At 73.7% G+C, this 13,613-nt stretch carries 14 protein-coding genes; 6 read left to right on the top strand and 8 right to left on the bottom strand.

The genetic code is table 11. From position 1 onward, the window contains the following. Window positions 1-78 precede the first annotated feature (78 nt). Genes ABT070_RS34050 through ABT070_RS34040 form a run of 3 tightly spaced genes read right to left on the bottom strand, consistent with a single transcriptional unit; the run spans window position 79 to window position 3,217 of the window. Entirely contained in the window at window positions 79-879 is an 801-nt protein-coding gene (locus tag ABT070_RS34050; protein WP_451099387.1) for a sugar phosphate isomerase/epimerase family protein, read from the bottom strand. A gap of 35 nt (window positions 880-914) precedes the next feature. After that, window positions 915-2,069, bottom strand: a complete 1,155-nt coding sequence (locus ABT070_RS34045) for a dihydrodipicolinate synthase family protein (protein ID WP_351766423.1) — start codon at window positions 2,067-2,069, stop codon at window positions 915-917. Further along, entirely contained in the window at window positions 2,066-3,217 is a 1,152-nt protein-coding gene (locus ABT070_RS34040; RefSeq protein WP_351766421.1) for a Gfo/Idh/MocA family protein, read from the bottom strand. Before ABT070_RS34040 ends, ABT070_RS34045 begins: the two co-directional genes overlap by 4 nt. 276 nt (window positions 3,218-3,493) lie before the next feature. Between ABT070_RS34040 and ABT070_RS34035 the strand changes: the two genes are divergently transcribed. From ABT070_RS34035 to ABT070_RS34020, 4 genes are all read left to right on the top strand, one after another. Continuing rightward, window positions 3,494-4,540, top strand: coding sequence for a LacI family DNA-binding transcriptional regulator (locus ABT070_RS34035; protein WP_351766419.1), 1,047 nt, complete (start codon window positions 3,494-3,496; stop codon window positions 4,538-4,540). Continuing rightward, complete coding sequence (locus ABT070_RS34030) at window positions 4,537-4,920, top strand: hypothetical protein (RefSeq protein ID WP_351766418.1); 384 nt, start codon at window positions 4,537-4,539, stop codon at window positions 4,918-4,920. The genes ABT070_RS34035 and ABT070_RS34030 overlap by 4 nt, the downstream gene beginning before the upstream one ends. Before the next feature lie 55 nt (window positions 4,921-4,975). Further along, complete coding sequence (locus tag ABT070_RS34025) at window positions 4,976-5,764, top strand: sugar phosphate isomerase/epimerase family protein (protein ID WP_351766416.1); 789 nt, start codon at window positions 4,976-4,978, stop codon at window positions 5,762-5,764. A gap of 134 nt (window positions 5,765-5,898) precedes the next feature. Beyond that, a complete protein-coding gene (locus ABT070_RS34020) occupies window positions 5,899-7,281 on the top strand; it encodes an MFS transporter (protein ID WP_351766414.1) in 1,383 nt (460 codons plus the stop codon). Here the strand turns inward: ABT070_RS34020 and ABT070_RS34015 are convergent. Further along, on the bottom strand, window positions 7,268-7,870 hold the full coding sequence (locus tag ABT070_RS34015) for an alpha/beta hydrolase (RefSeq protein WP_351766412.1): 603 nt from the start codon (window positions 7,868-7,870) through the stop codon (window positions 7,268-7,270). The two genes, ABT070_RS34020 and ABT070_RS34015, sit on opposite strands and share 14 nt — an antisense overlap. 84 nt (window positions 7,871-7,954) lie before the next feature. On the opposite strand from ABT070_RS34015, the gene ABT070_RS34010 reads away from it, so the two are divergent. Next, a complete protein-coding gene (locus ABT070_RS34010; protein WP_351766410.1) occupies window positions 7,955-8,881 on the top strand; it encodes a LysR family transcriptional regulator in 927 nt (308 codons plus the stop codon). Window positions 8,882-8,914: 33 nt separating this feature from the next. On the opposite strand, the gene ABT070_RS34005 is transcribed toward ABT070_RS34010, so the two are convergent. The 4 genes from ABT070_RS34005 to ABT070_RS33990 form a co-directional block, all read right to left on the bottom strand. Then, window positions 8,915-9,271 (bottom strand): hypothetical protein, encoded by a 357-nt coding sequence (locus tag ABT070_RS34005; RefSeq protein WP_351766408.1) that lies wholly within the window; start codon window positions 9,269-9,271, stop codon window positions 8,915-8,917. Next, window positions 9,268-9,900 (bottom strand): GNAT family N-acetyltransferase, encoded by a 633-nt coding sequence (locus ABT070_RS34000; RefSeq protein ID WP_351766406.1) that lies wholly within the window; start codon window positions 9,898-9,900, stop codon window positions 9,268-9,270. The genes ABT070_RS34005 and ABT070_RS34000 overlap by 4 nt, the downstream gene beginning before the upstream one ends. Next, the gene (gene aroA / locus ABT070_RS33995; protein ID WP_351766404.1) at window positions 9,897-11,168 is read right to left on the bottom strand and encodes a 3-phosphoshikimate 1-carboxyvinyltransferase; all 1,272 of its coding nucleotides are present in this window, start codon (window positions 11,166-11,168) and stop codon (window positions 9,897-9,899) included. Before aroA ends, ABT070_RS34000 begins: the two co-directional genes overlap by 4 nt. A 71-nt stretch (window positions 11,169-11,239) precedes the next feature. Next, window positions 11,240-12,319, bottom strand: a complete 1,080-nt coding sequence (locus ABT070_RS33990; RefSeq protein WP_351766402.1) for an EamA family transporter — start codon at window positions 12,317-12,319, stop codon at window positions 11,240-11,242. Window positions 12,320-12,406: 87 nt separating this feature from the next. On the opposite strand from ABT070_RS33990, the gene ABT070_RS33985 reads away from it, so the two are divergent. Continuing rightward, window positions 12,407-13,315: a LysR family transcriptional regulator gene (locus ABT070_RS33985; protein WP_351766400.1), complete on the top strand. Its 909-nt coding sequence runs from the start codon at window positions 12,407-12,409 to the stop codon at window positions 13,313-13,315. Window positions 13,316-13,613 lie beyond the last annotated feature (298 nt).

Raw genomic sequence — 13,613 nt, 5'->3', positions numbered from 1 at the left:
GTCGGCCGCCGGGCGCGAGGCCACCCCGGCGGCCGGCGGCCCGTGAGCGGGGCCGAAGGGCGACGAGCCACGGTCCGGTCAGTCCGCCGTGTGCTCCACGAACCGTGCCGCGGTCTCGGCCAGGACCTCGCGGCCGTCGCGCGCCCACAACTCGTCGTTGAACAGTTCGACCTCGATCGCGCCGGTGTAGCCGGCCGCCGTCACGTGTCCCAGCCACTCGCGCATGTCGATCGCGCCGTCGCCGATCTGGCCGCGGCCGTTCAGCACGCCCTCGGGCAGGGGCGTCGTCCAGTCGGCGAGCTGGAAGGTGTGGATACGGCCGCCCGCCCCCGCCCTGGCGATCTGCGCGGGAGCCTGGTCGTCCCACCAGATGTGGTACGTGTCGACGGTGACGCCGACCTGGTGGGCGGGGAAGCGTTCCGCGAGGTCCAGGGCCTGGGTGAGGGTGGAGACCACGCAGCGGTCGGAGGCGTACATGGGATGCAGGGGCTCGATGGCGAGCTTCACCCCGTGCTCCTCGGCGTAGGGGCCGAGGACGGACAGGGCGTCGGCGATGCGCTCGCGGGCGCCGTGCAGGTCCTTGGAGCCGGCGGGCAGACCGCCGGAGACCAGGACCAGCACCTCGGTGCCGAGGGTCGCCGCCTCGTCGATCGCCCGGCGGTTGTCGGCGATGGCGGCGGCCCGTTCGTCCGGGTCGAGCGCCGTGAAGAAGCCGCCGCGGCACAGCGTCGTCACCGTCAGGCCCGCGTCGCGGACCAGCTTGGCCGTCCGCTCCACGCCGTACGTCTGCACCGGCTCGCGCCACAGGCCGACGTTGGTCACGCCCAGGTCGCCGCAGGCGGCCACCAGTTCGGGCATCGACAGGTGCTTCACCGTCATCTGGTTGATGGAGAAGCGGGTCAGGTCCGGGTTGCTCACTGGTTCACTCCGTACAGGGCGAGCAGGTTCCTCATCCGTTCCTCGGCGAGCTTGGGGTCGGGGAACAGGCCCAGGCCGTCGGCGAGTTCGTAGGCGCGGGCGAAGTGCGGGAGGGAACGGGCCGACTGGAGGCCGCCGACCATCGTGAAGTGCGACTGGTGGCCGGCCAGCCAGGCCAGGAACACCACGCCCGTCTTGTAGAAGCGGGTGGGGGTCTGGAACAGGTGGCGCGAGAGGTCGACCGTCGGGTCGAGCAGCGCCCGGAAGCCGGCCGTGTCCCCCGTGTCGAGGACCCGGACCGCCTCCGCCGCCAGCGGCCCCAGCGGGTCGAAGATGCCGAGAAGGGCGTGGCTGAAGCCCTTCTCGTCGCCCGCGATCAGCTCGGGGTAGTTGAAGTCGTCGCCCGTGTAGCAGCGGACGCCCTGCGGCAGCCTGCGCCGGATGTCGATCTCCCGCTGGGCGTCCAGCAGGGAGACCTTGATGCCCTCCACCTTGTCGGGGTGGGCGGCGACGACCTCCAGGAAGGTCTCCGTGGCCGCGTCCAGGTCCGACGAGCCCCAGTAGCCCTCCAGCGCCGGGTCGAACATCGGGCCCAGCCAGTGCAGGACGACCGGCTCCGAGGCCTGGCGCAGGAGGTGACCATAGACGTCGAGGTAGTCCTCGGGGCCCGACGCGGCCGCCGCCAGGGCGCGGGACGCCATCAGGATGGCCCGCGCTCCGGAGGTCTCGACGAGGGCGAGCTGCTCCTCGTAGGCCGCGCGGACCTCGGCGAGGGTCGCCGGACCGGTGAGCTGGTCGGTGCCGACGCCGCAGGCGACGAGGCCGCCCACCGACCTGGCCTCGGCGGCCGACCGGCGGATCAGTTCGGCCGCACCCGCCCAGTCCAGGCCCATGCCGCGCTGGGCGGTGTCCATCGCCTCGGCGACGCCGAGCCCGTGGGACCACAGATGGCGGCGGAAGGCGAGGGTGGCGTCCCAGTCGATCGCGGCGGGCGAGTCGGGCGTGGTGTCCGCGAACGGGTCCGCGACGACGTGCGCCGCCGAGAAGACCGTACGGGAGGTGAAGGGCGCGCCGGTGGTGAGGGCGAGGGGCTCGGAGCGGGGTGCGTAGGTCCGCAGGGTCCCGTCGGCGCCGGGGAGCCGGATCGTCACAGCGTGACCTCCGGGACGTCCAGGCGCAGGCCCTCCGAGGAGGACTTCAGGCCCAGCTCGGCGAGCTGGACGCCACGGGCGCCGGCCAGCAGGTCCCAGTGGTAGGGGGCGTCGGCGTAGACGTGCTTGAGGAACAGCTCCCACTGGGCCTTGAAGCCGTTGTCGAACTCGCCGTTGTCGGGCACCTCCTGCCACTGGTCGCGGAAGACCTCGGTGGCGGGGATGTCCGGGTTCCAGACGGGCTTGGGGGTGGCGCTGCGGTGCTGGACCCGGCAGTTGCGCAGGCCGGCGACCGCCGAGCCCTCCGTGCCGTCGACCTGGAACTCCACGAGCTCGTCGCGGTTGACCCGGACCGCCCAGGAGGAGTTGATCTGCGCGATGGCGCCGCCGTCGAGTTCGAAGATGCCGTAGGCGGCGTCGTCGGCCGTGGCGTCGTAAGGCTTGGCGTTCTCGTCCCAGCGCTGCGGGATGTGGGTGGTGGCGATGGCCTGGACCGACTTCACCCGGCCGAACAGCTCGTGCAGGACGTACTCCCAGTGCGGGAACATGTCGACGACGATGCCGCCGCCGTCCTCGGCGCGGTAGTTCCAGGACGGGCGCTGGGCGGCCTGCCAGTCGCCCTCGAAGACCCAGTAGCCGAACTCGCCGCGGATGGACAGGATCCGGCCGAAGAAGCCGCCGTCGATGAGGCGCTTCAGCTTCAGCAGACCCGGGAGGAACAGCTTGTCCTGGACGACGCCGTGCTTGATGCCGGCGGCGGTGGCCAGCCGGGCGAGCTCGAGGGCGCCGTCGAGGCCGGTGGCCGTCGGCTTCTCGGTGTAGATGTGCTTGCCGGCGGCGATCGCCTTCTTGATGGCCTCCTCGCGGGCGGAGGTGACCTGGGCGTCGAAGTAGATGTCGACGGTGGGGTCGGCGAGGACCGCGTCGACGTCCGTCGAGACGTGCTCCAGGCCGTGCCGCTCGGCGAGCGCCCGCAGGGCGGGTTCGCGGCGGCCGACGAGGATCGGTTCCGGCCACAGCACGGTGCCGTCGCCGAGGTCGAGTCCGCCCTGTTCACGCAGGGCCAGGATGGAGCGGACGAGGTGCTGGCGGTAGCCCATGCGCCCCGTCACGCCGTTCATGGCGATACGCACCGTCTTGCGTGTCACGTCGGTCCCTTCGTAGGCGTAGTACGCGGTTGTGCGCGCCGCGTACGCCTCTTCCTGATCAGCGTTACAGCAAGCGCTTTCTATACAAGGAGAAGCTAGCCTCTGACCAGCGGTCCGGACAAGACCGTGTCCATCTCGAGTTGTTCGAGGGGGCGAACAACGGGGGTGCCGGGCCGTAAGGTCTGCTCGACACGCCCGGAACCATGCCCATGAGGCAGCTGTCTACCAGGGCGTACGACGACGTACGACGAGAAGCGCGACCGGAGGACAGACGAGATGACGGTGACCCTGGCGGACGTGGCGGCCCGCGCGCAGGTCTCGCCCGCGACAGTGTCGCGCGTGCTGAACGGGAACTACCCCGTCGCCGCAACCACCAGGGAACGGGTGCTGCGGGCGGTCGACGAGCTGGACTACGTACTGAACGGGCCGGCGAGCGCGCTGGCCGCGGCCACCTCCGACCTGGTCGGCATCCTGGTCAACGACATCGCGGACCCCTTCTTCGGGATCATGGCGAGTGCGATCCAGTCGGAGATCGGGGGCCCCGGCGGGCGGGCCGGCGGCGAACGGCTGGCGGTCGTCTGCAACACCGGGGGCGCGCCGGAGCGCGAACTGACCTACCTGACGCTGCTTCAGCGGCAGCGGGCCGCGGCCGTGGTGCTGACCGGCGGCGCCATGGAGAACGAGCCGCACGCCGCGGCGGTGGCGGCGAAGCTGCGCAGGCTCGGCGAGGCCGGGACGCGGGTCGTGCTGTGCGGTCGGCCGCCGGCCCAGGACACCACGGCGATCGCGCTGACCTTCGACAACCGCGGGGGCGGGCGGGAACTGACCGAGCACCTGATCGGGCTCGGACACCGGCGGCTCGGCTACATCGCGGGCCCCGAGGAGCGCACGACCACCCGGCACCGGCTGGAGGGCCACCGGGCGGCCCTCGCCGCGGCCGGCATCGAGGAGGACCCCCGTTGGACCGTGCACGGACGGTACGACCGCCGGGCCGGCTACGAGGCGACGCTGGAACTGCTGCGCCGGGACCCCTCCCTGACGGCGGTCGTCGCCGCCAACGACTCCGTGGCCCTGGGCGCCTGCGCGGCGCTGCGCGACTCCGGTCTGCGGATCCCGGACGACGTCTCGGTCGCCGGCTTCGACGACCTCCCCTTCAGCATCGACGTGGTGCCCTCCCTCACGACGGTGCGGCTGCCGCTGGCCGAGGCCGGCGCACGGGCGGGGCGCATCGCCATGGGCCGTGAGGAGCCGCCGCCCGGCGGGATCGCCACGGTGCGGGGCGAGTTGATGGTGCGGGGATCCTCCGGAGTACCGCGGGGGTGAGGCTGCCGCTCGCTCGCGACCGCGCCGAGCTGATCGAGGTCGTCCGGATCGGCGACCCCGCCAGGCACCTCACCTCGCGGGACCTGACCGGCGAGGTCGTCGAGGTCTGGGCGGGGGAAGAGGTGAGGGAGGTCCTGCGCCTGGTCGGCGACCTCCCGGACAGCCCGAAGTACCGCTGCTTCGTCCCCGGCTGGGGCATCCGCGCCTACGACGACACCGATCCCGAGCCGCTCTTCGCGATCGCGTTCTGCTTCGGGTGCAACGGAGCCCGCGTCTGGGGGCGTGACGTCACGGAGGAGCAGCGGCACCAGGACTTCGAGGCGGAGAGCCCGGCCGGACGGGAACTGCTGCGCCGGTTCCGCGCCTGCGCCCCCGGGTGAGGCGTCCGCGGCCCCCACTGGACCCGCACCCCGTACCGGGGTGACAGTGGTGACCATGAAGCTCGCCTTCTCCACCCTCGGTGTTCCCGGTGCTCCCCTGTCCGAGGTGCTGCGGCTCGCGGTCGCGCACGGGTATCACGGCGTGGAGCTGCGCGCCCATCCGGAGGAGCCGGTCCATCCGGGACTGAGTCCGGACGAACGGGCCGACGCCGCCGCCGGGTTCAAGGCGGCGGGCGTCGAGATCCTGGGGGTCGCGGGCTACCCGCGGGTCGCCGCGCCGGGCGACGACGAGCCCGTGATCGAGGAGATCCGGCGGCTCGTCGACCTCGCCAGTGACCTCGGCGCGCCCTTCGTCCGGGTCTTTCCCGGCGGCGAGGACGAAGACGCCGACGCCATCGCCGCCCGGCGGCTCGGCACCGCCGCCGAGTACGCCGCCGACCTCGGCGTGCGCATCCTGCTGGAGACCCACGACTCGCACCGGACCGGCGCGGACGCCATCCGGGTGCTCGGCCCGGTCGGACATCGGCAGGTCGGTGCGCTGTGGGACGTCATGCACACCTGGCTGGGCGGCGAACAGCCGCAGGAGACCTACGCGGCGCTCTCGCCGTATCTCGGATACGTGCAGGTCAAGGACATCGCCTCGGCCGAGGACAGCACCCCGCTGGCGCTCGGCGCCGGCGTGCTGCCGCTCGCCGAGTGCGTGGAGGTCCTGACGCGGCACGGCTGGGACGGCTGGCTGTGCTGGGAGTACGAGCGGCGCTGGTACGAGAACGCCCAGCCGCTGCCCGAGCTGCTCGGCGGCGGACGTGAGCATCTCGGACGCCTGCTGAACGACTCCGCCTGAGAACGGGGCACACGGCCCGAGGTCCGGCCCGGCATCCGGCAGGGCGGGTAATCGAGTGGCATCCCGGTCGGTGTCCGGGTTAGCCTCCGCGCCGTGAATCAGCAGCCAGCGGCCTCCGTCACCGTCGTTTCGTCATGAGCCTCCTGTCCAGGGCTCTGGTCGACGTACGTCCTCTTCGTTCCTCCCCCGTCTTCCGGCGGCTGCTGATCGGGCGCACGGTGTCCACGCTCGGTGGCTTCATGACCATGGTCACCGTCATGTACCAGGTCTGGGACACGACCCACAGCTCGGTCTGGAGCGGCGCGGTGGGGCTGGCGCAGGCGCTGCCGCTGATCGGCGTCGGACTGTTCGCGGGCGCCTGGGTGGACCGGGCCGACCGGCGCCGCGCGTATCTCCTGAGCACCGTCGGCGCGGCGGTCTGCTCCGTCCTGCTGGCCGTGCAGGGCTTCACCGGGCAGGCGCCGGTGGCCGTGGTGCTCGCGCTGGTGGCGGTGCAGTCGTCGTTCGGGGCGATCGGCGCGCCCGCGGCGGGCGTGTTCCTGCCCCGGCTGCTGCCCAAGGACCAGGTGGCCGCCGGTCTCGCCCTGAACCAGGTCACCGGCCAGGCGATGATGCTGCTCGGCCCGGCCGTCGCCGGTGTCGTGCTCGGCTGGTGGGGCATCGGCGTGTGCTACCTGGTGGACGCCCTCACCTTCGGCATGGCCTTCTACGGCGCCTACGGGCTGCCCGCGCTGCCGCCCGAGGGCGAGAAGTCCCGGCCCGGCGTCCAGGGTGTCCTGGACGGGCTGCGGTTCCTGACCGGGCACCGCGCGGTGCGCGGCGCGCTGCTGGTCGACCTGGCCGCCACCGTGCTGGCGATGCCCGCCGGCCTGTTCCCGCTCGTCAACGAGGAACGGTTCGGCGGCGACCCGCGCACGCTCGGTCTGTTCCTGTCCGCGCTCGCCGTGGGAGGCATGGCGGCGACCGCCCTCTCCGGACCGGTCACCCGGCTCGCCCGCCCCGGCCCGGTGATGCTCTGCTCCGCGGGCCTCTGGGGCGCGGCCCTCGCCCTCTTCGGCCTGACGACCAGCCCCTGGGCCGGCCTGGGGATGCTGGCGGTGGCCGGTGCGGCGGACTCGGTGGCCGTGCTGTCCCGGGCCACGATCGTGCAGACCCGCACCCCGGACGCCCTGCTGGGCCGGGTGACGGCGGCCGAGACGATCGTCGGCCAGGCGGGCCCCAACCTCGGCAACCTGCGCGGCGGTCTGGTGGCCGGCGGGACCTCGGGCACGACCGCGCTGATCACCGGCGGTCTGATGTGCCTGGCGGCGGTCACGGCGGTGGGGACGACGACCCCGGAGCTGCGGGGCGGCCGCGCGAGCGGCACGGATCCGCAGGCAGCCGCCACCACGCCGCCCGTCACCGGGCCGTCCGCCGCCTCGCCACCCTTCACCGCGCCACCCGCCGCCGGGCCGCCTGCCACCACGCCGCCCGCCGCCGGGCCCCCCGCCGCCGTGCCGCCCGCTACCGCACCGTGAGCTTCGCCGTCCCGTCCAGGCACCACTCCAGCACCGAGGGCCAGGAGCCGTAACCGGCGTCCAGGTCGAGGTGGGCGGCGCCCGGGAGGAGTTCGGCGGTGAGGCCCAGGGGGTCGCCGTAGGCCGCCTGCACGCCTTCCGGGAGGTAGGGGTCGTCGTCCCCGGCGACGAGCCGGGTCGGGTGCACGAGCGTGCGGCCGTCGAGCCGCCGCCCGAAGAGGTCCCCGGCGAACCCGAACCCCTCGACCTCCGGATACCTCGCGAGGACCGACCGGGACGGCGGGGCCACCAGCAGCACCCGGTCGACGCCCGCGAGCGACGGCAGGTCGCGGGCGACGGCGTGCAGCCAGAGCAGGACCGAGAGGCTGTGGGCGACGACCACCCGCTCGGAACCGGCGGCGAGCCCGTCGAGGTGGCGGGCCAGTTCCGTCAGCCACACCTCCAGGTCGGGGTCGTCCGGATCGGGCAGCTGCGGGTAGACGACCTCGTGGCCGAGTGCGGTGAGACGGTCCGCGAGCCAGTGCTGCCAGTGGTCCTCGGGACGGTGGTTCTGCCAGCCGTGGAGGATGAGATAGGAACGTGCGGTCATGGATCCGATGATTTCCGACCCCGACACTCAAGGTCCAGTTAATCTTTTCCGGTGGAACCCATAAGCCGCTCCTTAAGTCAGCCGATGAGCGCCGCCTACTCCATCGACCTGCGCCGGCTGACCGTCCTGCGCGAGCTGGAGCGCCGGGGCAGCCTGGCTCGGACGGCCGAGGCCCTGCACCTCACGCCCTCGGCGGTCTCCCAGCAGCTCGCCGCCCTCGCCCGCGAACTGGGCGTACCGCTCACGGAACGGGACGGCAGAGGCGTCCGCCTCACCGGTCAGGCGCGGGTGCTGCTCGCGCATGCCGAGATCATCGCCGCCCAACTGGAGCGGGCCCGCGCAGACTTGGCGGCGTACGAGGAGGGCGGGCGGGGCGCGGTGACCGTCGGCTGTTTCTCCAGCGGCATCCTGGGGCTGCTGCCGTCCGCGCTGCGGGCGTTGCGCGACCGGCTTCCGCACCTGCGCGTGGACGTCGTGGAGGCCGAGCCGCCGGACCTGTTCACCGCGCTCGACGGCGGGCAGGTCGACGTGGCCGTCGCCGTCGACTTCGCGGCCGCTCCCCCGCACACCGACCGCCGTTACACCCGCGAGGACCTGCTGACGGACGTCCTGGACATCGCCCTCCCGCCCGGCCATCCCCTCGCCGAGCGCGCCGAGGTGCCGTTGCGGGAGCTGGCCAGGGACGTCTGGATCGTCGGGAACGCCCTCAGCTGCTGCGGGGCGGTGACCCGCTCGGTCTGCGCGGCGGCCGGGTTCACGCCCGACATCCGGCACGACGTGAACGACTGGGCCGCGCTGGCGGGACTGGTGGAGGCGGGGCAGGGGGTGGCGCTGGTGCCCCGGCTGGTGCGGTCGCTGTACGCCCACCGGGAACTGGCGCTGCGCCCGGCGCGGGGCGAGCCGCCCTCCCGGAACGTCTTCGTCGCCGTACGGGCCGGGGCGGAGCGGGATCCGGTGGTGGCGGCGGTGCGGGAGGAACTGCGGACGGCTGCCGCCCGCGCACCGGCGTAGGCGCCCCGAGGGGCCCGAGGGGGACGGCTCGGGTCAGGTGACGGCGGCGATGACGACCAGCGCCACCCAGATCACGGCCACCGCGACACCCCGGGCCAGGGCCACCCGGTCGAGGACGCCGCCCAGCCGGCCGGTGCGGCCGGCCGGCAGGGCGCGCAGCGCCCGGGTGAGCAGCAGCGACGCCCCGGCCACGCAGGCCAGGAGGAGGACGGGGCCCTCGTCGGGAAGATCCGGGTCCCAGGGCTCCCGCGCCTGGTTCTCCAGGTACAGGAGCATCGCGAGCGCGTACCAGAGGAGTGCGCTGCCGGCCGTGACGACGGTCTCCGGTGCCGAGGACAGCACCTCCCCGGGCCGGACGAAGCGCCGTGCCGCGTTCCTGGCGGCGCTCACCGCGCGCGCGGCAGGAATCCCGCCACCCGTTCCGCCAACCGCCGCTCGCACCGCGGCCATTCCTCCGCCGTGACGGAGAAGATCGCGGAGTCGCGCAGACGGTCCTCCTCACCCGGCGCCCAGGAGCGGGACCAGTTGCGCAGGACGCCCTCGAAACGGGCGCCGACGCTGACGATGGCCGCGCGGGAACGGGTGTTGCGGGCGTCCGTCTTCAGGTCCACCCGGGAGACGCCCCACCGCGTGAAGGCGTGCCGGAAGAGGAGGAGCTTGGCCTCGGCGTTGACGCCCGTGCCCTGGGCGGAGCCCGCCAGCCAGGTGAAACCGACCTCGACGGCGTCCAGTTGCTCGTCGGTCCGCCAGGAACGCGGCTCCCAGTAGGAGGTCGCGCCGACCGCCCGGCCGGAGGCGACCGAGATCTGCGCGTAGGGCGCGAGTCTGCCGGTCGCCGCGCGGGCGAGCTGGGCGTCGACGTAGTCACCGACCTCGTGCGCCCTCGGCACCCAGGTGAACTCGTACGTCTGCCGGTCCTCCTCGGCCGCCACCGCCAGCTCGGCCGTGTGCCGGTGCTCCAGCGGCTCCAGGCGCACCAGCGCGCCCTCGAGGACCGGCCCCTCCAGCTGAAAACTCACCCGTCGCTGTCCTTCCGCAGTACCTTCGCCAGTTCCGCGAACGCCTCGTGGAAACCGGGGAAAGTCTTACGGACGCAGCCGGGGTCGTCGAACGAGATTCCGGGGACGCGCAGTCCGGTCACCGCGAAGGACATGACGATGCGGTGGTCGCCGTAGGTCTTGATGTCGGCGCCCGTGAGGGACGCGTCCGCACGGGAGCCGCCCGCGCCGGGCCGGATCTCGATCCAGTCGGGGCCGGTCGCCACCTCGGCGCCCAGCCGCCGGAGGTTCTCCGCGCAGGCCTCCAGGCGGTCGCACTCCTTCACCCGCGTGTTCGCCACGTCCTCGATGCGTACGGGGCCGGAGGCGAAGGGCGCGATCGCGGCGAGGGTCGGCATGGTGTCGGAGATGTCCCGCATGTTGACCGTGACGCCGTGGAGTTCACCGGTCCCGGCCACCGTCGTACGGTCCGCGCCGACCTCCACCCGGGCGCCCATCCGCCGCAGTACGTCCACGAAGCCCAGGTCGCCCTGGAGCGCGCGCTCACCGAGGCCCGGCACGGTCACCTCGCCGCCGGTCAGCGCGGCCGCCGCGAAGAAGTAGCTCGCGGTGGAGGCGTCGGGTTCGATCGCGTAGGTCGTGGCCCGGTAGCCGCCCGGCGGGACGACGTACGTGTTCCCCTCGCGCCCCACCTCCACCCCGAACGCCCGCATCATCGCGATCGTGATCTCGACGTACGGCACCGAGACCAGGTCCGTGACCGTGATGCGCAGGCCGGTGCGGGTGAGCGGGCCGAGCAGCAGCAGGGCGGTCAGGTACTGGGAGGACTGGCCGGCGTCCAGCACCACGTCCCCGCCCTCGACGCCGGCCGCCCGCACGGTCAGCGGGTGGTGGCCCTCCGCCTCCTCGTGCCGCAGGTCCACGCCCAGGTCGCGCAGGGCGCGGGTGAGCGGGAGGAGGGGGCGGCGGCGCATCTGCGGGGAGGCGTCGAAGCGGTAGGTGCCGCGGCCCGCGGCGGCGAGGGTCGGCAGGAAGCGTGCCGTGGTCGCGCCGTCCCGGCAGTAGACGTCGGCCTCGGCGAGCGCCGGGCCCTGCGGGCGGCCGTCGACCTGCCAGGCGCCCGGTGTGCGTCCCACCCGGTAGCCGAGCCGGGTCAGGCCCTCGGCGAACCCCTCCGTGTCGTCGGAGCGGAGGGGACGCTGGAGGGTGGTGACGCCGTCGGCTGCCGCCGCCAGGAACAGGGCGCGGGCGGTGAGGGACTTGGAACCGGGGATGTCGACGAGGGCCATGCCCCTCATGATCCCGCGCCGGTCCGCTCCGGCGCCGGTACGTCCACGGGATGGACGTGTGTCGGGGCGGTTCACTCCGGTTGAACAACAGGTCGGACAACAGGTCGGGCAACGGGTTGACCAGCGGGCTCGGCGGCCGGCTCGACGCCGGGCCGGGGCACCACGTCGAACGGTGTGCCGGGCCAGGACTCGACGCCGGCCTGAGCGGCGGATCCCACGGCGTCCCGCGCCCCCGGGCGGACGCCGGGCTCGACAGCGCCCTGGTCGGCGGGCTGTGCGGGCTGCCGTACCGCCCTTCTCGCCGGTGCGAGCGAGGTCAGCGCCACCCCGCCCACCAGCAGTGCCGCCGCGCACCAGCGCAGGCCGCTCACCGGCTCGCCGAGGAACAGGGCGGCCGACGTCATGCCGAAGACGGGGACCAGGAGCGAGAAGGGGGCCACCGTGGACGCCGGGTGGCGGTGCAGCAGCCAGCCCCAGGCACCGAAGCCGAAGACCGTGGTGACCCAGGCGACGAAGCAGACCGTGGCGGCGCCCTGCCAGTCCAGCGCGCGCAGCGCGGCCAGGTCGCGGGACGGGCCCTCGGTCAGCAGGGAGAGGGCGAGCAGGGGCAGCACCGGGACCGTGCTCACCCACACCATGAAGTTGAGCGCGTCCGGCGGTGAGGCCCTGCGGGTGAGGACGTTCGACGCGCCCCAGCAGGCCGCCGCCGCGATGACCAGCGCGAACGCGCCGAGCGAACCGGAGGCGCCCTCGTCCCACGCGGCCACCCCGATCCCGGCGAGGGCCACGGCCATGCCCAGCAGCCGGACCCGGGTCGGACGTTCGCCGAGCACCGCGAAGGCGATGACGGCCGTGAACACCGACTGGATCTGGAGGACCAGCGACGACAGGCCGGCCGGCATGCCCGCGTCCATGCCGACGAACAGCAGCCCGAACTTCGCCACCCCCAGCACCAGGCCCACCGCCACGATCCACTTCCAGGCCACCTTCGGACGGCCCACGAAGAACACCGCGGGCAGTGCCGCCACCAGGAAGCGCAGAGCCGAGAAGAGCAGCGGCGGGAAGTGACCGAGACCGATCTCGACGACGGTGAAGTTCACTCCCCAGACAGCGGCGACGAGGACGGCGAGGGCGAGGTGGGTGGGGCGCATACGCAGAGGATCACCCGCCCGGACCGTGAAGCACCAGCGAGGATCACTGCATGGTTGGATGAAGGAACGCTACCGATTGGACTCCCGGTGCTCGATCTCCAGCGACTGCGCGCCCTGCACGCCGTCTCCGTCCACGGCACCGTCGGCGCCGCGGCCGCCGCTCTCGGCTACACCCCGTCGGCGGTCTCCCAGCAGATCACCAAGCTGGAACGGGAGACCCGGACGGTGCTGCTGGAGCGGGCGGGTCGCGGTATCCGGCTCACCGACGAGGCGCTCCAACTCGCCGCCACGGCCAAGGAGTTGCTGGCGATCGTCGAGCGGGCCGAGACCGGCATCGAGGAGCGGCGCGGGGTGCCGGCCGGACGGCTGACCATCGCCGCGTTCCCCTCGGCGGCGCGCGGGCTGCTGCCCCGCGTCCTCGCCGACCTGGCCCGCCTGCACCCGGCCCTGGACGCCCGGCTCACCGAGGTCGACCCGCACCTGTCCGTGGACCTGGTGGCGAAGGGGGCCGTCGACCTCGCCGTCGCGCACGACTGGGACATCGTGCCGCTGCCCGCCCCGGCGGGTGTCGAGCACGCGGTGATCGGCGACGACGCGTGCGATCTGCTGGTGCCCGAGGGCCATCCCTTCGCGGGGCGGACGGGCGTACGGCGGGAGGAGCTGGGCGGCGAGCGGTGGATCTGCCAGCCGCCGGGCCGGGTCTGCCACGACTGGCTGGTGCGCACGCTGCGCACGGCGGGGCACGAGCCCGACCTCGTCCACACGGCCGAGGAGAACCCGACCCTCGTCGCCCTGGTGGCCGCCGGCCTCGGGGTCGCGCTCATCCCCCGCCTCGGGCGCGGCCCGCTGCCTGCCGGGGTCGTGGAGGTCCCGCTCGACCCGACGCCCGTACGACGGCTGTACGCGCTGTGGCGCACGGGGGCGGCCCGGCGGCCGGCGATCGCGGAGACGGTGCGGGTGCTGCGCGAACAGTGGCCGCGCGCGTCGGCCCACTGACCACCCCGCCCCCACGAACCACCGGCCCCGGCCCGCGCACCGATTCGCCCCGGCCGCACGGCCGTACCCGGTGTCACCACGCACCGGACGGTCGAAGCCGTGCGGTCGCGAGCCGGGCCCGCACGCCGGACGGCCACGCGCCGCGCGACCGTGGGCGTCCCGCCGGTCCCTCCTGCCGCACGTGTACCGACTTCCGGGAAACGGGGTGCGGCCGGGAACCCTGCCCGAGCTCCACTCGTCCAACTCCCGAACTGTCGGACGAGTCACCTCGGTGCGGTGTCGGCCCTCGCTGCTGGCT

This window comes from Streptomyces sp. NPDC002884, assembly GCF_040295245.1.
In the GTDB taxonomy this organism is placed as follows: domain Bacteria; phylum Actinomycetota; class Actinomycetes; order Streptomycetales; family Streptomycetaceae; genus Streptomyces.
The sequence above is the reverse complement of the archived record's forward strand: the minus strand, read 5'-3'. Positions and strand labels throughout refer to the sequence as shown.

Coding starts and splice junctions, on each gene's coding strand:
- ABT070_RS34050 (WP_451099387.1), bottom strand. CDS start 879: ATGACGGTGAAGCACCTGTCGATGCCCGAACTGGTGGCCGCCTGCGGC.
- ABT070_RS34035 (WP_351766419.1), top strand. CDS start 3,494: ATGACGGTGACCCTGGCGGACGTGGCGGCCCGCGCGCAGGTCTCGCCC.
- ABT070_RS34025 (WP_351766416.1), top strand. CDS start 4,976: ATGAAGCTCGCCTTCTCCACCCTCGGTGTTCCCGGTGCTCCCCTGTCC.
- ABT070_RS34020 (WP_351766414.1), top strand. CDS start 5,899: ATGAGCCTCCTGTCCAGGGCTCTGGTCGACGTACGTCCTCTTCGTTCC.
- ABT070_RS34015 (WP_351766412.1), bottom strand. CDS start 7,870: ATGACCGCACGTTCCTATCTCATCCTCCACGGCTGGCAGAACCACCGT.
- ABT070_RS34010 (WP_351766410.1), top strand. CDS start 7,955: ATGAGCGCCGCCTACTCCATCGACCTGCGCCGGCTGACCGTCCTGCGC.
- aroA (WP_351766404.1), bottom strand. CDS start 11,168: ATGGCCCTCGTCGACATCCCCGGTTCCAAGTCCCTCACCGCCCGCGCC.
- ABT070_RS33990 (WP_351766402.1), bottom strand. CDS start 12,319: ATGCGCCCCACCCACCTCGCCCTCGCCGTCCTCGTCGCCGCTGTCTGG.